The following is a 16,701-nucleotide window of genomic DNA, read 5'->3' on the forward strand; positions in this document are numbered from 1 at the left end:
AGGGCACGCGGGGCCGTGTCCGATGTGCGGCTCCGCCGCGTGGGCGCGCACAGCCCCCACGCGGCGGATCCGTCCTACCGAACGGACCGGGCCATCAGGCGATTCAGCCCAGGTCACCCGCGGCGGTGAGCTCCGCGAGCCGGACCAGCGTCCGCACCGCGGAACCCGTGCCTCCCTTGGGCGTGTACCCGAACGGACCGCCCTCGTTGAACGCCGGGCCGGCGATGTCCAGGTGCGCCCAGGTGATCCCCTCGCCCACGAACTCGCGCAGGAAGAGACCGGCGACCAGGCCGCCGCCCATCCGCTCGCCCATGTTCGCCATGTCGGCGACCTGCGACTCCATGCCCTTGCGCAGGTGCTCCGGCAGCGGCATCGGCCAGGCCGGCTCGCCGACCTCCTCCGCCGCCTCGTGCACCGCAGAGCGGAACGCGTCGTCGTTGGCCATGACACCGAACGTCCGGCTGCCCAGCGCCAGCATCATCGCGCCGGTGAGCGTCGCGACGTCCACGATCGCGTCCGGGTTCTCCTGCGAGGCCGCCCACAGCGCGTCGGCGAGCACCAGCCGGCCCTCGGCGTCGGTGTTGAGCACCTCGACCGTCTTGCCGCTGTACATGCGCAGCACGTCACCCGGGCGCACGGCGGAGCCGGACGGCATGTTCTCGGCCAGCGCCAGCCAGCCGGTGACGTTGACCTCCAGGCCGAGCCGCGCGGCGGCGACGACGGCGGCGAACACGGCGGCCGCACCGCTCATGTCGCACTTCATCGTCTCGTTGTGCCCGGCCGGCTTCAGCGAGATGCCGCCCGAGTCGTAGGTGATGCCCTTGCCGACGAAGGCGAGGTGCTTGGCCGCCTTCGGGTGCCGGTACGACAGCTTCACCAGGCGCGGGGTGGCTGCCGAGCCGCCGCCGACGCCGAGGATGCCGCCGTAGCCGCCCTTGGCCAGGGCCTTGTCGTCGAGCACCTGCACCTTGAGGCCGTGCTCCTTGGCCGCGGTCTGCGCGATGCCCGCGAAGATGGCCGGGGTCAGGTCGTTCGGCGGAGTGTTGATCAGGTCGCGGGCCCGGTTCAGTTCCTCGACGACCGCGACGGCACGGGCGACGGCACCCTTGTGGGCGGCGTCGCGCGGCTTGCCACCGAGCAGCGCGGCCTCGGCCAGCGGCGCCTTGCCGTTGCCGGCCTTCGCGGCACCGTTCGCCTGGCGGCCGTTCTCCTTGTAGAGGTCGAAGGAGTACGCGCCGAGCAGCACGCCCTCGCCGATCGCGCCGAGGGCGCCCGGGCCGTCGACGGGCAGCGCGAACGCGGCCTTCTTCGAGCCGGCCAGCGCCCGGGCCGCCACGCCGGCGGCCTTGCGCAGCGCCTCGGCGTCGTAACCGGCGTCCTCGCTCTTGGCGTCCGGCTCCGCGCCCAGGCCCACCGCCACCACGAGCGGTGCCTTGAAGCCGGCCGGTGCGGGCAGCTTCGTCAGCTCGCCCTCGGCACCGGAGGCGCCGAGGGTCTCCAGGACGCCGGCCAGCTTGCCGTCGTACGCCTTGTCCACGGCCTCGGCGCCGGGCGCGACGACGGGTCCCTTGGCGCCCTTGGCGACACCGATCACGATCGCGTCGGCCCGCAGGCCGGGCGCCGCGGCGGTGCTGAGAGTCAGAGCAGTCACGGTGGTGAAATCTCGCTTCCGATGTGAAGTTTCTGTGGCCGATGTGGGGGTGGGTCGACCGGGCCCGAGAGCCGACCCTAGGTCCAAACCTGGGCGCAGGTGGCAACCGGGGCCTTCACCCTGTCGGCGAACACCCGGGACGAGACTACGCGCGTGTGCCCGTTCGCTCATTCCTTCGGGTGTTCACCTGTGCGTGGCGTCGTGGCCACTTCCGGCTGCTCGGAGCCCGGGAACCGGCCACGGCCGCCGCGTCCCGGCTCAGCCCTGGGTGGTGCCGCCCAGCGCGGACTCCGCCCGCTTGAACGCGCCCACCACCGAGGTGCCGGCCAGCCGGTCGGCCAGGGAGCGGCGGCCGGGGAAGAACACCGTCAGCGCGTTGACCAGGAACAGCACCACCGCGACCGCCCACACCAGCACCGACAGCGCGAACCGCCCCTCGACCAGCAGCACACAGGCCAGCGCGTACACCGCGACGTCGGCGGCGGTGGTGACGGCGGCCCGGCGCAGGGCGTGCCGGGACAGCCGCGGGGTGACCCGCAGGCCGAGCAGGCCCTTGCCGAGGGTGCGGCCGAGCCAGGTGAGGCAGGCCCACTGGTAGAGGAACGTCACGACGACGAGCGCGCCGAAGGCCTCCTCGACATCCAGCACCACCTTGTCCCACAGGGACAGTCCGAGGTGCTCGGAGGCGCCGATGACGTCACCGCGCGAGGTCACCAGGTCCAGGCCGCCCTTCGTGGCCAGTTCCGGTACGTCGGTCACCAGCGCGCTGATTCTGTGGAAGGTCAGGACGGCGAGCAGGGTGGCTGCCGCCACGACCAGCGCGAAGTCTATGGACCAGGCCACGGTGCGGCGCAGTTTCAGCACGGAATTCCCCCGATGTGCAGTGCTTTGGTGCGGTTCTTTTGTAGGTTCTTTTGTGGTGCGGTTCTTTTGTCCGTGTACGGGCAGAGAGCCTAGCGCTCGGCGTCCGCGCCCGTCCGGGGCCGCCTTCAGCGACCCAGCGCCAGGATCACCAGCGACGCCGTCGCCCCGGTTTCCGCCAGCGCGCCGAACACGTCCCCGGTGACCCCGCCGAAGCGGCGTACACAGCGGCGCAGCAGGAGTTCGGCCGTCGCCAGGGCCAGTACCACCGCGGCTGCGGCACGCACGGCACCGTACGGGCCGAGAGCCGTGCCGCAGGCGGCCGAGCCGATCGTGACGGCCGCCGCGGTCGCCAGCGCGCCCGGCGCCGGCACCACCCCGGCCACCGCCGCCCCCAGCCCCTCCGGCCGGGCGGCCGGCACCCCGGCGCGCGCGGCGAGGGTGAGGGCGAGCCGGGCCGTGACCGCCGAGGTGACGGCCGCCGCGGCCCCCCGGCCCCAGGAGTCGCCGTACAGCTGCGCCAGGACCGCGGCCTGGGCCAGCAGTGTCAGGACCAGGGTGAGGACGCCGAACGGGCCGATGTCGGACTGTTTCATGATCCGCAGCGCGTCCTCCGCGGGCTTGCCGCTGCCCAGGCCGTCGGCGGTGTCGGCGAGTCCGTCGAGGTGCAGACCTCGGGTCAGGGCCGCCGGAACGGCGACCGAGGCGACGGCGGCGAGCAGCGGGCCGGCGCCCAGGGCGAGCAGGAGCAGTCCGAGTCCGGCCGCGCAGGCGCCGACGGCCAGCCCGGCGACCGGGGCACCCAGCATGCCGCCGCGTGCGGCCGGCCGGTCCCAGCGGTGCACCCGGACGGGCAGCACGGTGAGGGTGCCGAAAGCGAAGCGGAGGCCGTCGAGGCGGGGGGACTTGAGCACCGGCGAAGGCTACCCGGCGGTCGCGGAGCCGCTCTCCGTGGCCGGGGATAAGGTGCGCATATGGGGCACTGGTGGGAACGGGACATCGTCGAACCGGGCAAACTCCCGCTGCTGCTCGCCCTCGTCGCCCTCCTGCTGACCTTCCTGGTCACTCGGGTGATCACCCGTCTGATCCGGGCGGGCAAGGGGCCGTTCGGCAACGTCAAGGCGGGCGGGCTGCACGTCCACCACGTCGTCCCCGGGGTCGTCCTCACCGTCGTCGGCGGGTTCGGCGCGGTCGCCAGCGACCGGCACGGTGTGGGCGGGGGCGTGTCCGCCGTCCTGTTCGGGATGGGTGTCGGTCTGGTCCTGGACGAGTTCGCGCTGATCCTGCACCTGGCCGACGTCTACTGGACCGAGGAGGGCCGCAAGAGCGTCGAGGTCGTCGTGGTCACCGCCGCGCTCGTCGGGCTGCTGCTCGCCGGGTTCGCCCCGTTCGGTGTCAACGACCTGACCGACCAGGAGCTGCAGGACCGCGGGGGTGTCCTCGGCACCGTCGCCGTGAACTTCCTCTTCGCGCTCATCGCCCTCAGCAAGGGCAAGACCCGCATCGCGCTCTTCGGTGCGATCGTGCCGCTGGTCGCGCTCTTCGGCGCGATCCGGCTCGCCCGCCCCGGCTCCCCGTGGGCCCGCCGTTTCTACGGCCGCCGCCCCCGCGCCCGCGCCAGGGCCGCCCTGCGCGCCTACCGCCACGACCGCCGCTGGGCCGGGAGGGGCCGTGCCCTTCAGGACTGGATCGCCGGCAAGCCCGACCCCCGCCCGACCGACCTGCCGGACCGCCGCTGACGGCGCCGCAGCCGGGTGCCTGCGGCGACTCTGCGGGGCCCCGCCGCCGTCCCCGCGCCACCGCCGCCGTGCCCTTCAGGACTGGATCGGTGGCAAGCCCGAGCCGCGGCCGGCCCGGCTGGCCGGGCGGCGCTGGCCGCGCCGCAGTGCGTGGCCGTACGCGCGGCGCAGCCGGTGTCCGTGGCGGCTGCGCAGGGCCACCGCGAGGCACAGCATGCCCACGGCCATCAGCGCGGCCAGGTGCTCCTTGCCCGCCAGGTTCTCCTTGAGCAGTACCTCGACGACCATCGCCAGGGTCACCGCGCCCGCCGTGAGGTAGGCGCCGTACCGCCAGCTCACGAACACCGCGAGGCCCACCACCGCCGCCGACGGGCCGGTGTCCACCACCTGCGCGTCCGTCCACGGCAGCCCGAACGCGGCGTGCGTGCCGAGTGAGATGCCGATGCGCGCGTACAGGGTCCCGGCGAGCGTGGCGACGTACGCGATGCCCAGCGTCCGCCACCAGCCGATGCACATCTCGGCGATCCCGAAGACCAGCAGGATCTGTGCCAGCGCGCCCCACACCGGCAGGTCCAGCGCCGGAACGAACAGCGACAGGGGGGTGCGCAGCAGGGCCAGCCACAGCGGGTCCTCGGCCCGTACGGCGCCCGCGTACTGCACGAACTGGTAGCCCCACGACTGGTTCTGCACGTACTGGAGCAGGGCCGTCAGGCACACCGCCGAGACCGTCATCGGGATCGCCCGCAGGCGCCGCTTCAGAAGGGCCTCCCGTACCGTGACGTACAGCAGGCCCCACTCCTCGCGGGCCCAGCGGGCGAGCTCTCTCATCAACGGTTCCTCATCCCCCGTGCGGTCATCTGTGCGTGTCCAGGTGCCTGCGGTGCAGCCACTTGGGCAGTCCCGGCGCCTCCAGGAAGCCCTCCGCGCGGGCCGAGGCGAGGCCGATGCGCAGCAGGTCCGCGCTCTTCTCGAAGAGCAGGAACCGCGGCTCCCAGATGGGCCGGTACTTGGCGTTGGCGCGGTACAGCGACTCGATCTGCCACCAGCGTGAGAAGAAACTGAGCAGCGACCGCCACAACCTCAGCACCGGACCGGCACCGAGGCGCGCGCCACGTTCGAAGACCGAACGGAACATCGCGAAGTTGAGTGACACCTGGGTGATCTCGATCTCTCCGGCCCGCCGCAGCAGTTCGAGGACCATGAACTCCATCAGCCCGTTCTCGGCGTGCCGGTCGCGGCGCATCAGGTCCAGGGACAGCCCGTGCGGGCCCCAGGGCACGAAGGACAGCAGGGCGCGCAGCCGGCCCTCGGCGTCCGTGCACTCCAGCATCACGCACTGCCCGTCCCCCGGGTCCCCGAGCCGGCCGAGCGCCATGCTGAACCCGCGTTCGGTGGCCCCGTCCCGCCAGTCGTCCGCGCGCTCGACGAGGTACGCCAACTCCTGCGCGGGAATGTCCTCGTGGCGCCGGATCCGGGCCTCGTACCCGGCCCGTTTCACCCGGTTGTACGCCTGCCGGACCGTCCGCATCGCCCGGCCCTCCAGCGTGAAGTCGGCGACCTCCACGATCGCCTCGTCGCCGAGTTCCAGGGCGTCCAGCCCGTGCCGGGCGTAGACGGTGCCCGCCTCCTCGCTCGCCCCCATCACCGCCGGGATCCAGCCGTGCGCCCGTGCCTGGGCGAGCCACGGCGCGATCGCGCCCGGCCAGGCCTCGGGATCCCCGAGCGGATCACCGGAGGCCAGGCTCACCCCGCCGACCACCCGGTAGGCGACGGCCGCCTTCCCGGTCGGCGACCACACCACGCTCTTCTCCCGGCGCAGCGCGAAGTAGCCCAGCGAGTCCCGCTCGCCGTGCCGCTCCAGCAGGGCCCGCAGCTGCTTCTCGTCGTCCTCGGTGAGCGGGTCGACGGCGCGCCGGGAGCGGAAGGCGGCGTAGAGCACGGCGAGGACGAGGGCGGTGCTGAGCACGTTGACGGCGACGTTGGCCCAGTTCGGCGGTTCGATGCCCTGGAAGCGGGACTCGTCGGCGGCCACCGACACCAGGCGCAGGGTGCCGTAGTGCCAGCGCTCCAGGAAGGTCGAACGGGCCGCGTCCGGCGCCTGGTTGGTGACGGTCACCAGCATCCCGGCCAGCAGACTGGCCACGAGCCCGCCGCCGAGGGCGACGGTCGCGGCCAGCCGGGGGTTGGACCGGTCGCCCTTGGCGTAGAACTCCCGGCGGCCCACGAGCAGCGCGGCGACGAACGCGGCCGTGAGGACGAGGGAGATCCAGTTCTGCGGGTACCGCCGGAGCTCCGGGAACGCCATGGCGAGTGCGAACAGGGCGAGGAAGGAGCCGCTGAGGACGAGGTTGAGGATCCAGGCGGCCCGCTTCCTGCGCCGCATGGTGATCGCCAGGAACGCGGTGAAGACGCCCGAGGCGAAGCCGGCCGTCAGCAGGTACGGCGTGAAGAAGTCGTCCTGGTTGTGCCGGCGCACGTCCTGGCCCAGCGAGACCCAGACCGCGCTGAGGAAGTTGATGAAGGCGACGGTCCGCAGATACCAGACGGCGAAGGCGGCGGCCCGTCGGGAGCCCCCGGTGAACCGCCGCCTCTCCTCACCCGGGCTCCCCGGCTCGGCCTGCTGCACGGCAATTCGGGCATCTCCCATGGGGCAGGATGATATGGGCGCTGCCCGGGCCAACCGTACTATTCAGCTCCCTGTGGCGTGCGTGCTCCCGGGGCGTCGAACCGGCCGGAACCCGACTACTGCTTCGTCTCTTCCGGCTCTTTCTCGGGCAGCTCCGCGGCCAGCGCCGCCGCCGCCCGGACCAACGGCAGCGCCAGCAGCGCACCCGCCCCCTCGCCGACCTTCACGCCCTGCTCCAGCAGCGGCTCCAGGGCCATCCGGTCCAGCGCCTTCGCCTGCCCCGGCTCCCCGCTGCCGTGCCCGGCCAGCCACCAGTCCGGCGCCCGGAACGCGACCCGCTGGGCGACCAGCGCGCACGCGGCAGCCACGACACCGTCCAGGATCACCGGCAGTTTCCGCACCGCGCACTGCAGCAGGAACCCGGTCATCGCCGCGAGGTCCGCCCCGCCCACGGTCGCCAGCAGCTGCAACTGGTCCCCGAGCACCGGCCGCGCCCGCCTGAGCGCGTCCCGGATCGCCGCGCACTTGCGCATCCACGCCAGGTCGTCGATCGCGAGCCCGCCCCGTCCGGTCACCACCGACGCGTCGGTCCCGCACAGCGCGGCGATCAGCACCGCCGCGGCCGTGGTCCCGCCCACGCTGATGTCGCCGAGCACCACCAGGTCCGTACCCGAGTCCGCCTCCTCGTCGGCGACGGCGACGCCCGCGCGCAGCGCCGCCTCGGCCTCGTCCAGGGTGAGCGCGTCCTCGATGTCGATACGGCCGCTGCCCCGCCGCACCCGGTGCCGTACGACGTCCTCCGGGAAGGCGTCGGGCGCGCAGTCCAGAGCCATGTCCACGATCCGCACGGGCACCTCCAGCCGCCGCGCGAGGACCGCCACCGGGCTCGCGCCCTCCAGCACCGCGCGCACCAACTGCTCCGCACTGCCCGCGGGGCGCGCCGAGACGCCCAGCCCGGCGACTCCGTGGTCACCGGCGAAGAGGATCACCCGCGGCCGTTCCACGGTCCGTACTGGTACGGCGCTCTGCGCGGCGGCCAGCCACTCGCCCAGCTCGTCGAGGCGGCCCAGTGCCCCGGGCGGCACGATCTGGCGCTCCCGCCGGGCCTCGGCGTCGCGGCGCACGCCCCCGTCCGGGCGCTCGATCAGATCGGTGAAGTCGTCCAGATTAAGCCTGCTCATTCGCCGAACAGTACCGCCAGAGAACGAACGCTTCCGTGCCACATCGCCACCACACCCCGACGACATCATTGCACCCAAGATCGGGATCCCATACGTTCCGGTTTGCAGCGGAATGTCGCACAGGGAGCGCCCATGCCGACCTCGCCCTTCACGCCGACGACCCCCTCGCGGTCCTCCGACCCGTTCCTGGAGCCGCGCCGTGAGACGTGCCCCTGGTGCGGCTCGGACCGGCTGCGCACCCGGGTGCGCCCGAGCGACCCCCTGCGCCACCGGCCGGGCAGGTTCGTCGTCGACCGGTGCCGTGACTGCGCCCACGTCTTCCAGAACCCCCGGCTCACGGCGGAGGGGTTCGCCTTCTTCCACCGGGACTTCTACGAACGGCACCTGGAGGAGTTCACCGCCCTCGTCCTGTCCGACCGCGCGACCCGGCGCCGGCAGCGCGCCGCCGCCCGCAGGCTGTCGGCGCTGGCCGAAGCGGAGAGCTGGCTGGACGTGGGCACGGGCCACGCCCGCTTCCCCGAAGCGGCGAAGGAGTTCTTCCCGTACACGAGCTTCGACGGGCTGGACCCGACGGCCCGGGTGCAGCAGGCCCAGCTGGAGGAGCGGGTCGAGGAGGCCCACCGGGGTTTCCTCTCCACGCCCGGGATGACGGCCCGGCTGCGCGGCCGCTACGACGTGGTCAGCATGTTCGGCCATCTGGAGCACGCGCCCGACCCGCGTGTCGAACTCCGCGCGGCGCTGACGGTGCTCCGTCCCGGCGGCCACCTCGTCGTGGAGACCGCCGATCCGCGCTGCGCGTTCGCCGCCCTGCTCGGCAGATGGTGGCTCCCGTACGGCCAGCCCCGCCATCTGCACCTGGTGCCCCTGGCCAACCTGCGCGCGGAGCTGGAGAGCCTGGGCTGCACGGTTCTGGTGACCGACCGCACGGATCCGCACGTGCCGTACGACCTGTCGGCGGCACTCGCCCTCGTCCTGGCCCACCATCCGCTGCTGCGAGCCGCCGCGGCGCCGGTGCGGGCGCTGGCCTCGGCCCTGGACCACGCCCTGGCACCGTTGTTCCGCCACACCCCGTTCTCCAACGCGTACCGGATCGTGGCGCGCAAGGCCGCCGTCTGACCGCACCCCCGCCCGGTACCGGCACCGGGCACCCCGTCAGCCGCGAAGCACCACGGCCTGCCCCGCGACAACCAGCAGCACTTGCTCGCACTCCGCCCCGAACGCCGCGTTCAGCCGGCCGAGCTCATCGCGGTACCGCCGCCCGGACGCGGTCGCCGGCACGATTCCCGAGCCCACCTCGTTGGACACGGCGACAACGGTCCGGCGCGTACGGCGCACCGCTTCGGCCAGCTCCCGCACCCGCTCCCGCAGCACCTTCTCGCCCCCGCCCGCCCACTCCGCGTCGTCCCACGCCCCCACGGAGTCCATGACGTCCGTCAGCCACAGCGACAGACAGTCGATCAGCAGCGGCGGCCCGTCCTCGCGCAGCAGCGGCACCAGGTCCGTCGTCTCCGTCGTACGCCACGACCCCGGCCGCCGCTCCCGGTGCGCGGCCACCCGCTGCGCCCACTCGCCGTCCCCGTCCCGGCTCCCGCCGGTCGCCACGTACAGCACGTCCGGGAAGGTCTCCAGACGCCGCTCGGCCTCGACCGACTTGCCCGAGCGCGCCCCGCCCAGCACCAGCGTGCGGCGCGGCACGTCCGGCACGTCCTCGTACACGCCGACCACCAGCGTCGTACCGTCGGCGACCGCCCGTGCCCCGGCCGCCGCCAGCCGGCGCCGCAACTCCGGGCCGGGCGGCACGTCGTGGTCGAGATGGACGGCGATCACGTCCGTGGTCGGACCGACGGACCCGACCGCCCGCAGCCGGGCCAGCGCGTCCGGGCGGCCCACGACGTCCGCGAGAACCATGTCGTACGACTCCGCCCGCGCCTCCTCCAGACCTGCCGGTACGCCGCCCGGCGGCAGGTAGAGCAGCCGCCGGCCGTCCGGGCCGGTCACCGCGTATCCGGTGCCGCCCGCGTCCATCGCCAGGGCCCGCACCCGATGCCCCGTCAGCAGGGCCAACTCCCGCCCGTCCGGTACCCGCCCGGGCTGCGGCAGCCCGGCCGGCACCTCCACCGCCGGCCCGTCGTGCGGATGGGACAGCAGCACCTGGCGCACTCCGCCCAGCGAATGCCCGGCCCGCGCCGCCGCGAACGCCGCGCCCGGCGTCAGGTCGAGCAGCAGCGCCCCGTCCACCAGCACGGCGGTGGCCGCCCGCGCGCCGGGCCCGAGCGCGGTCGCACAGGCGGCGCAGGGGCAGTCGGGCCGGGGCAGTCCGGGCGGGGCGCCGGTACCGAGCAGAGTCACTTCCACGGATCGATTTTCGCCTGTCTGATCAGCTCTTGCGCTTCCGGCTAGTCTTCCAGCAACTTGGATCACAAGGAGGCCCACATGACGGCATGGACGTGGCGGTTCGAGAAGGCCGACGGGACGGAGGTCCAGCCTGCGGTGCAGCCCGAGGAGTTCACCACGCAGGGGGATGCCGAGTCCTGGATCGGGGAGCACTGGAAGGCGCTGCTCGAGGGCGGGGCCGACCAGGTGCGGCTGTACGAGGACAACTCCGAGATCTACGGACCGATGAGCCTGCACGCCGACGCGGCGTAGTCCGGCCGGCCGGCGGGGAGGGGCACGGCCCGGGTGAGCCCCCGGGCCGTGGCTCCTTCACTGCTCGCCCAGCGTCACCTCCGCGGTCCGCTCGGCGCCGTCCCGCTGGAACGTCACCGTCGTGCGCTGACCCGGCTTGTCCGCCGCCAGCGCCTCCGAGAGCGAGGTGATGGTGGTGATGGGCTCGTCACCCACCCTGGTGATGATGTCGCCGGGCCGCAGACCCGCCCTGCCGGCCGCACCACCGCTCTTCACCGTGACCACCGCCACCCCGGCGGGCTGGTAGCGGTCGTCCACGACGGTCCGCGCGGTGATGCCGAGCGCGGCCCGCCCCGAGTCGACGACCTTGCCGCTCCTGATGATCTGGTCGGCGACCGTCTTCACCATCGACGCGGGGATGGCGAACCCGATGCCGGGCGCCGCACTGCCCCCGAGGTCGGGATCGGCGGCGGCGAGCGTCGGGATCCCGATGACCTGCCCGGCCAGGTTCACCAGCGCGCCACCGCTGTTGCCGGGGTTGATGGCGGCAGAGGTCTGCACCATGTTCGCGATCGTCGCGCCCGTGCCCCCGCCCGAGCTGCCCTCGCTGACGGTCCGCCCGGTCGCCGAGACGATGCCCTGGGTCACGCTGGAGGACAGCCCGAGCGGCGAGCCCATGGCCAGCACGATCTGGCCGACCTCCACCTTCTCGGAGTCGCCGAACTCCGCCGCCTTCAGCCCGGCCGGCACCTTGTCCAGCTTGATCACGGCCAGGTCCTGCTCGGGGTAGGAGTAGACCAGGTGTGCGGTCAGCGGCTCCTCGGTGTTGGCCGTGGTCACCCGGAAGGTCTTCTCCGACTGGACCACGTGCGCGTTCGTGACGATGTGCCCCTTGTCGTCGTAGACCACTCCGGAGCCCAGGCCGTGGCTCGCCTGGATCTGCACGACCGACGGCAGGACCTCCCTGATGACCTTCTGGTACTGGGCCTGCAGATCGTTCGCGGCCATCGGCACGGCCGCCCGCGCGGGAGCGTCGGTGTCCTGGCCGGCCGGGGCGGCGGAGCCGGTGCAGCCGGCGCCGAGGGCCACGCAGCACGCCAGCGCGACGGCGGACAGGGCCTTGTGGAGGGCACGGGTGCGGGAAGCGTCCATGCCCCGAGTCTCACGTCGCGATGATCATCCGGCCCGCGCTGCTCCTCCGAACGGTCTCAGCCGCGTACGCCGCACAGGTGCAGCAGCGCCGCCACCCCGCGGTAGGGGTCCGTGCGCCCGGCCCGTTCCTCGGCCGCGAGCAGCGTCGGGAGGTCGTCCGGGAGCGGTGCGTCGTCCGCCGCGGTGTCCGTGAACACCCGGACGCCGTACCAGGCGTGCAGGGGGGCCGCGATCCCGGCGAGCGTGGCGGTGAGCGCCGACAGCCGGTCGGCCCGTACGTCCAGTCCGAGGCGGTTGCGGTAGGCGGTGGTGTCGAAGGCGGCCAGGGCCCCCGCCCAGTCGCCGGCGAGGCCCGGGCGCACGGCGAGCGCGTCGCCGTTGCGGACCAGGAGGGACAGCAGTCCGCCCGGCGCCAGCATCCGGGCCAGGCCGGCCACCAGCGGGTCCGGGTCCTCCACGTACATCAGGACGCCGTGGCACAGCACCACGTCGAAGCTGCCCGGCAGGAAGTGCACGCCGGTGTCCCGCCCGTCGCCCTGCACCAGGCGGACCCGCTCCCGGATGCCCTCCGGCTCAGCGGCCAGCGCCTCACGCGCGGCGGCGATCATCGTCGCGTCCTGCTCGACGCCGGTCACCTGGTGGCCGAGCCGGGCCAGGCGCAGCGCCTGCGTGCCCTGGCCCATGCCCACGTCGAGCACCCGCAGCCGCTGCCCGACCGGGAAGCGCCCGGATATCTGCTCGTCGAGCTGGCGGGCCACCAGCTCCTGCCGTACGACATCACGCAGCCCGCCCAGCCTGCTCAGCCAGGCGCTTGCCGCACCCCCGGTGAAAGCCTCAGCGCTCAGGGCCGCTCTCCGCGCTTGACCTGCGGCTTCGGCAGCCGGAGCCGGCGCATCTGCAGGGACCGCATCAGGGCGTAGGCGACCGCGCCACGGGTGTTCTCGTCCGGGAAGCGCTCCTTGAGCCGCTTCTTCAGACGGAAGCCGCTGAACGCCGCGTCCACCACGATCAGCACGATCACCACCAGCCACAGCAGCAGCGCGACCGACTGGATCGCCGGCACCCGCACCACGCTCAGCACGAGGATCACCACGGCGAGCGGCAGGAAGAACTCCGCCACGTTGAACCGCGAGTCCACCCAGGCGCGGGCGAACTTGCGGACCGGGCCCTTGTCCCGGGCGGGCAGATAGCGCTCGTCACCGCTGGCCAGCGCCTGGCGCTGCCGCTCCAGGGCCTGGCGCCGGTCCTCGCGCTGGCGCTTCGCGGCCTCCTTGCGGGTGGTGGGCGTGTTGGCCACGCTGCGCCGCTGGGACTGGGCCTCACTGCGCTTGGGCGTGGGCCTGCCCTTCGGGGCCTGCGGGTCACGGGACTGCTTGGAGAGGGTCACCGGCGACTTGTCGGCGGGAGCCTTCTCTTCCTTGGCACGGCTACGGAACACAAAACCCAAGGGTAAGGGCTCCTCCGGCATGGACCCCAGCCCGGCGGGGAACGATCCGGCAACACCGGACGTCTGTAGGGGGACAGAGGGGACGTTACGGCAGCGGATCACGGCAGGGGTTCACCTACTCCTCACGCCGGAGCGGTACCGTCCGCAGTCGTCCTTGGGGATGAGCTCATCACTCCCCGAACAGTGCGGTAATGGAGTCAGGGCCCGTACTGTGGGTCCTGTCGCAGGATCTGTGAGCTGGAGTCCGTCAGAAGGGGGCGCGCGAAGCCCATGAGCGGTGTCATGAAGCGTATGGGGATGATCTTCCGCGCGAAGGCGAACAAAGCCCTTGACCGGGCCGAGGACCCGCGCGAGACCCTCGATTACTCGTACCAGAAGCAGCTGGAGCTGCTGCAGAAGGTGCGCCGCGGCGTCGCCGACGTGGCCACCAGCCGCAAGCGCCTGGAACTCCAGCTCAACCAGCTGCAGCAGCAGTCCACCAAGCTCGAGGACCAGGGCCGCAAGGCGCTCGCCCTCGGCCGTGAGGACCTGGCCCGCGAGGCGCTGTCCCGGCGCGCCGCCCTCCAGCAGCAGGTCACCGACCTCGAGACGCAGCACGCCACCCTCCAGGGCGAGGAGGAGAAGCTCACCCTGGCGGCCCAGCGCCTGCAGGCCAAGGTCGACGCGTTCCGTACGAAGAAGGAGACCCTCAAGGCCACCTACACCGCCGCCCAGGCCCAGACCCGCATCGGCGAGGCCTTCACCGGCATCTCCGAGGAGATGGGCGACGTCGGCCTCGCCATCCAGCGCGCCGAGGACAAGACGCAGCAGCTCCAGGCCCGCGCCGGCGCCATCGACGAGCTGCTCGCCTCCGGTGCCCTGGACGACCCGACCGGCATGGCCAAGGACGACATCGCGGCCGAGCTGGACCGGCTCTCCGGTGGTAGTGATGTAGAGCTGGAGCTGCAGCGCATGAAGGCCGAGCTGGCCGGAGGCTCGCCGCAGCAGGCCATCGAGGGCGGCACCGGCCAGGGGCAGACCCAGCAGCAGCCGCAGGACACCCCGCGCTTCGACAAGCAGTAGCCCGCGCCGGGACCCGAGCCGAGGAGGCCGACGTGATCGTACGGATCATGGGGGAGGGCCAGGTGAAGCTGGACGACTCCCACTTCGTCGAGCTGAACAAGCTGGACGACGAGCTGCTGGCCGAGATGGAGAACGGCGACGAGGAGGGCTTCCGCCGTACGTTCACCGCCCTCCTCGACTCCGTCCGCCGGCTCGGCACGCCCTTGCCGGACGACGCGCTGGAACCTTCCGAACTGATCCTCCCCGCGCCGGACGCGTCGCTGGAGGAGGTACGGGCGATGCTCGCCGACGACGGCTTGATCCCGGGGTAGCGCCACAAGCACCCGCCGTTCCCGCCCGCGGGTGCGGGGGGTGGGTCGCGCAGTGCCCCGCGCCCCTTCGGGGCACCGCCGAGCACCCGTACTGTTCCATCCGTGAGTACCGCCCGCACCCTCGACCGCGCCCGCTGCAGTCTCAGGGCCCACCCGCTGGCCCTGGACGCGTCCATCGCCGCAGGTGTGCTGGTGTGCATGGTCGCCGGCTCCTTCGTCGTACCCCGCGGAGCGCACGGCGTCACCTGGGGCGTCCGTACGCCCGACCCGCTCAGCCTCCTGCTCATGCTGCTCGCCGCGGCCGCCCTCGTCTTCCGCCGCCGCGCCCCCAAGACGGTCCTCGCCGTCACCGGTGCCCTCTCCGTGCTCGAGTGCGTCACCGGTGACCCCCGCGCCCCGGTCGCGATGTCCGCCGTCATCGCCCTGTACACCGTCGCCGCGACCACCGACCGCACCACCACCTGGCGCGTCGGCCTGCTCACCATGACCGTGCTGACGGCCGCCGCCATGCTCGGCGGCCCGCTGCCCTGGTACGCGCAGGAGAACCTCGGCGTGCTCGCCTGGACCGGCATCGGCGCCACCGCGGGGGACGCCGTACGCAGCCGGCGCGCGGTCGTCCAGGCCATCCGGGAGCGCGCCGAACGCGCCGAACGCACCCGCGAGGAGGAGGCCCGCCGCCGGGTCGCCGAGGAGCGGCTGCGCATCGCGCGCGATCTGCACGACGTGGTCGCCCATCACATCGCCCTCGTGAACGTGCAGGCCGGGGTGGCCGCGCATGTCATGGACAAGCGGCCCGACCAGGCCAAGGAGGCCCTGGCCCACGTGCGTGAGGCCAGCCGTTCCGCGCTGGACGAGCTCCGTGCCACCGTCGGGCTGCTGCGCCAGTCCGGTGACCCCGAGGCCCCGACCGAACCCGCGCCCGGCCTCAGCCGCCTGGAGGAGCTGGCCGACACCTTCCGCAACGCGGGCCTGCCGGTGCAGGTGGCCCGCGCCGACCAGGGCACCGAGCTGCCCGCCGCCGTCGACCTGGCCGCCTACCGGATCGTCCAGGAGGCCCTGACCAATGTGCAGAAGCACGCCGGGCCGCAGGCGAAGGCCGAGGTCAGCGTCGTACGGGTGGGGACGGACATCGAGGTGACCGTGCTGGACGACGGCGCGGGGGCGGCCGGTGTGCCCGGCGCCGGGAGCGGGCACGGGCTGCTCGGCATGCGGGAGCGGGTCACCGCGCTCGGCGGCACCCTCACCACCGGGCCCCGCTACGGCGGCGGCTTCCGCGTCCATGCGATCCTGCCCCTCAAGACCCGTACGACGGCCCAGGGGGAGCCCGCATGACGATCCGTGTCCTGCTCGCCGACGACCAGGCACTGCTGCGCAGCGCGTTCCGGGTGCTGGTCGACTCCGAGCCCGACATGGAGGTGGTGGGGGAGGCCCCCGACGGTGCCGAGGCGGTCCGGCTGCTGAAGGAGCGGGGCGCCGACGTCGTCCTCATGGACATCCGGATGCCGGGCACGGACGGGCTCGCCGCCACCCGGCTGATCAGCACCGATCCCTCCCTGGCGGAGGTCCGCGTGGTCATCCTGACCACCTTCGAGGTCGACGACTACGTCGTCCAGGCGCTGCGCGCGGGCGCCTCCGGGTTCCTCGGCAAGGGCAGCGAGCCGGAGGAGCTGCTGAACGCCATCCGGATCGCGGCGGGCGGTGAGGCTCTGCTGTCTCCCGCGGCCACCAAGGGGCTGATCGCCCGCTTCCTCGCCCAGGGCGACGACGACGGCCGTGACCCCGCTCGCTCCGACCGGCTCGGCGCGCTCACCGGCCGGGAGCGGCAGGTGCTCGTCCAGGTCGCCGGAGGTCACTCCAACGACGAGATCGCCGAACGCCTGGAGGTCAGTCCGCTGACGGTGAAGACCCACGTCAACCGGGCCATGGCGAAGCTGGGCGCCCGCGACCGGGCCCAGCTGGTGGTGATCGCGTACGAGTCGGGGCTGGTACGTCCGAGGACGGAGTGATCTCCACCCGGGCCTCCTGCGGATCTCCACCCTGGCGTAC

The 16,701-nt window shown here is 73.2% G+C and carries 17 protein-coding genes; 7 read left to right on the forward strand and 10 right to left on the reverse strand.

The features are described from left to right. Positions 1-103 precede the first annotated feature (103 nt). The 3 genes from ACZ7HQ_RS03675 to ACZ7HQ_RS03685 all read right to left on the reverse strand — a co-directional run bounded on the left by ACZ7HQ_RS03675 (position 104) and on the right by ACZ7HQ_RS03685 (position 3,426). Positions 104-1,651 carry a leucyl aminopeptidase gene (locus tag ACZ7HQ_RS03675; protein WP_470984151.1) on the reverse strand — a complete coding sequence of 516 codons (1,548 nt, stop codon included), beginning with the start codon at positions 1,649-1,651 and terminating at the stop codon, positions 104-106. 258 nt (positions 1,652-1,909) lie between these two features. Next, positions 1,910-2,515, reverse strand: coding sequence for an RDD family protein (locus ACZ7HQ_RS03680; RefSeq protein WP_470984153.1), 606 nt, complete (start codon positions 2,513-2,515; stop codon positions 1,910-1,912). A gap of 125 nt (positions 2,516-2,640) precedes the next feature. Then, positions 2,641-3,426 carry an adenosylcobinamide-GDP ribazoletransferase gene (locus ACZ7HQ_RS03685; RefSeq protein WP_470984155.1) on the reverse strand — a complete coding sequence of 262 codons (786 nt, stop codon included), beginning with the start codon at positions 3,424-3,426 and terminating at the stop codon, positions 2,641-2,643. A 60-nt stretch (positions 3,427-3,486) separates the two neighbouring features. Here ACZ7HQ_RS03685 and ACZ7HQ_RS03690 point away from each other — a divergent pair, with 60 nt between their 5' ends. Beyond that, positions 3,487-4,251, forward strand: coding sequence for a hypothetical protein (locus ACZ7HQ_RS03690; RefSeq protein ID WP_470984158.1), 765 nt, complete (start codon positions 3,487-3,489; stop codon positions 4,249-4,251). Positions 4,252-4,326: 75 nt separating this feature from the next. Here the strand turns inward: ACZ7HQ_RS03690 and ACZ7HQ_RS03695 are convergent, their stop codons facing one another. From ACZ7HQ_RS03695 to cobT, 3 genes are all read right to left on the reverse strand, one after another. Further along, positions 4,327-5,079: a hypothetical protein gene (locus tag ACZ7HQ_RS03695; RefSeq protein WP_470984161.1), complete on the reverse strand. Its 753-nt coding sequence runs from the start codon at positions 5,077-5,079 to the stop codon at positions 4,327-4,329. Positions 5,080-5,104: 25 nt separating this feature from the next. Continuing rightward, on the reverse strand, positions 5,105-6,898 hold the full coding sequence (locus ACZ7HQ_RS03700) for a phosphatidylglycerol lysyltransferase domain-containing protein (protein WP_470984163.1): 1,794 nt from the start codon (positions 6,896-6,898) through the stop codon (positions 5,105-5,107). A 95-nt stretch (positions 6,899-6,993) separates the two neighbouring features. After that, positions 6,994-8,058 (reverse strand): nicotinate-nucleotide--dimethylbenzimidazole phosphoribosyltransferase, encoded by a 1,065-nt coding sequence (gene cobT, locus ACZ7HQ_RS03705; protein WP_470984165.1) that lies wholly within the window; start codon positions 8,056-8,058, stop codon positions 6,994-6,996. Between the two features lie 132 nt (positions 8,059-8,190). On the opposite strand from cobT, the gene ACZ7HQ_RS03710 reads away from it, so the two are divergent. Continuing rightward, positions 8,191-9,174, forward strand: coding sequence for a class I SAM-dependent methyltransferase (locus ACZ7HQ_RS03710; protein WP_470984167.1), 984 nt, complete (start codon positions 8,191-8,193; stop codon positions 9,172-9,174). A 36-nt stretch (positions 9,175-9,210) separates the two neighbouring features. On the opposite strand, the gene ACZ7HQ_RS03715 is transcribed toward ACZ7HQ_RS03710, so the two are convergent. After that, entirely contained in the window at positions 9,211-10,413 is a 1,203-nt protein-coding gene (locus tag ACZ7HQ_RS03715) for a bifunctional adenosylcobinamide kinase/adenosylcobinamide-phosphate guanylyltransferase (RefSeq protein WP_470984169.1), read from the reverse strand. Between the two features lie 78 nt (positions 10,414-10,491). Here ACZ7HQ_RS03715 and ACZ7HQ_RS03720 point away from each other — a divergent pair, with 78 nt between their 5' ends. Beyond that, a complete protein-coding gene (locus ACZ7HQ_RS03720; protein WP_470984171.1) occupies positions 10,492-10,704 on the forward strand; it encodes a hypothetical protein in 213 nt (70 codons plus the stop codon). A gap of 57 nt (positions 10,705-10,761) precedes the next feature. On the opposite strand, the gene ACZ7HQ_RS03725 is transcribed toward ACZ7HQ_RS03720, so the two are convergent. From ACZ7HQ_RS03725 to ACZ7HQ_RS03735, 3 genes are all read right to left on the reverse strand, one after another. Then, complete coding sequence (locus ACZ7HQ_RS03725) at positions 10,762-11,835, reverse strand: S1C family serine protease (RefSeq protein ID WP_470984173.1); 1,074 nt, start codon at positions 11,833-11,835, stop codon at positions 10,762-10,764. Between the two features lie 56 nt (positions 11,836-11,891). Next, a complete protein-coding gene (locus ACZ7HQ_RS03730; RefSeq protein WP_470984176.1) occupies positions 11,892-12,593 on the reverse strand; it encodes a class I SAM-dependent methyltransferase in 702 nt (233 codons plus the stop codon). Positions 12,594-12,676: 83 nt separating this feature from the next. After that, the gene (locus ACZ7HQ_RS03735; protein WP_470984177.1) at positions 12,677-13,303 is read right to left on the reverse strand and encodes a DUF3043 domain-containing protein; all 627 of its coding nucleotides are present in this window, start codon (positions 13,301-13,303) and stop codon (positions 12,677-12,679) included. 249 nt (positions 13,304-13,552) lie between these two features. On the opposite strand from ACZ7HQ_RS03735, the gene ACZ7HQ_RS03740 reads away from it, so the two are divergent. The 4 genes from ACZ7HQ_RS03740 (at position 13,553) to ACZ7HQ_RS03755 (ending at position 16,661) form a co-directional block, all read left to right on the forward strand. Beyond that, the gene (locus tag ACZ7HQ_RS03740) at positions 13,553-14,344 is read left to right on the forward strand and encodes a PspA/IM30 family protein (protein WP_470984179.1); all 792 of its coding nucleotides are present in this window, start codon (positions 13,553-13,555) and stop codon (positions 14,342-14,344) included. 32 nt (positions 14,345-14,376) lie between these two features. Further along, positions 14,377-14,655, forward strand: coding sequence for a PspA-associated protein PspAA (pspAA, locus tag ACZ7HQ_RS03745; RefSeq protein WP_470984181.1), 279 nt, complete (start codon positions 14,377-14,379; stop codon positions 14,653-14,655). A 102-nt stretch (positions 14,656-14,757) separates the two neighbouring features. Further along, positions 14,758-15,987 carry a sensor histidine kinase gene (locus ACZ7HQ_RS03750; protein WP_470984183.1) on the forward strand — a complete coding sequence of 410 codons (1,230 nt, stop codon included), beginning with the start codon at positions 14,758-14,760 and terminating at the stop codon, positions 15,985-15,987. Then, the gene (locus tag ACZ7HQ_RS03755) at positions 15,984-16,661 is read left to right on the forward strand and encodes a response regulator (RefSeq protein WP_470984185.1); all 678 of its coding nucleotides are present in this window, start codon (positions 15,984-15,986) and stop codon (positions 16,659-16,661) included. Before ACZ7HQ_RS03750 ends, ACZ7HQ_RS03755 begins: the two co-directional genes overlap by 4 nt. Positions 16,662-16,701 lie beyond the last annotated feature (40 nt).

The sequence above is a fragment of the Streptomyces sp. NPDC037290 genome (assembly GCF_055603245.1).

Coding starts and splice junctions, on each gene's coding strand:
- ACZ7HQ_RS03735 (WP_470984177.1), bottom strand. CDS start 13,303: ATGCCGGAGGAGCCCTTACCCTTGGGTTTTGTGTTCCGTAGCCGTGCC.
- ACZ7HQ_RS03700 (WP_470984163.1), bottom strand. CDS start 6,898: ATGGGAGATGCCCGAATTGCCGTGCAGCAGGCCGAGCCGGGGAGCCCG.
- ACZ7HQ_RS03740 (WP_470984179.1), top strand. CDS start 13,553: ATGAGCGGTGTCATGAAGCGTATGGGGATGATCTTCCGCGCGAAGGCG.
- ACZ7HQ_RS03720 (WP_470984171.1), top strand. CDS start 10,492: ATGACGGCATGGACGTGGCGGTTCGAGAAGGCCGACGGGACGGAGGTC.
- ACZ7HQ_RS03725 (WP_470984173.1), bottom strand. CDS start 11,835: ATGGACGCTTCCCGCACCCGTGCCCTCCACAAGGCCCTGTCCGCCGTC.
- cobT (WP_470984165.1), bottom strand. CDS start 8,058: ATGAGCAGGCTTAATCTGGACGACTTCACCGATCTGATCGAGCGCCCG.
- ACZ7HQ_RS03710 (WP_470984167.1), top strand. CDS start 8,191: ATGCCGACCTCGCCCTTCACGCCGACGACCCCCTCGCGGTCCTCCGAC.
- ACZ7HQ_RS03755 (WP_470984185.1), top strand. CDS start 15,984: ATGACGATCCGTGTCCTGCTCGCCGACGACCAGGCACTGCTGCGCAGC.
- ACZ7HQ_RS03690 (WP_470984158.1), top strand. CDS start 3,487: ATGGGGCACTGGTGGGAACGGGACATCGTCGAACCGGGCAAACTCCCG.
- ACZ7HQ_RS03695 (WP_470984161.1), bottom strand. CDS start 5,079: ATGAGAGAGCTCGCCCGCTGGGCCCGCGAGGAGTGGGGCCTGCTGTAC.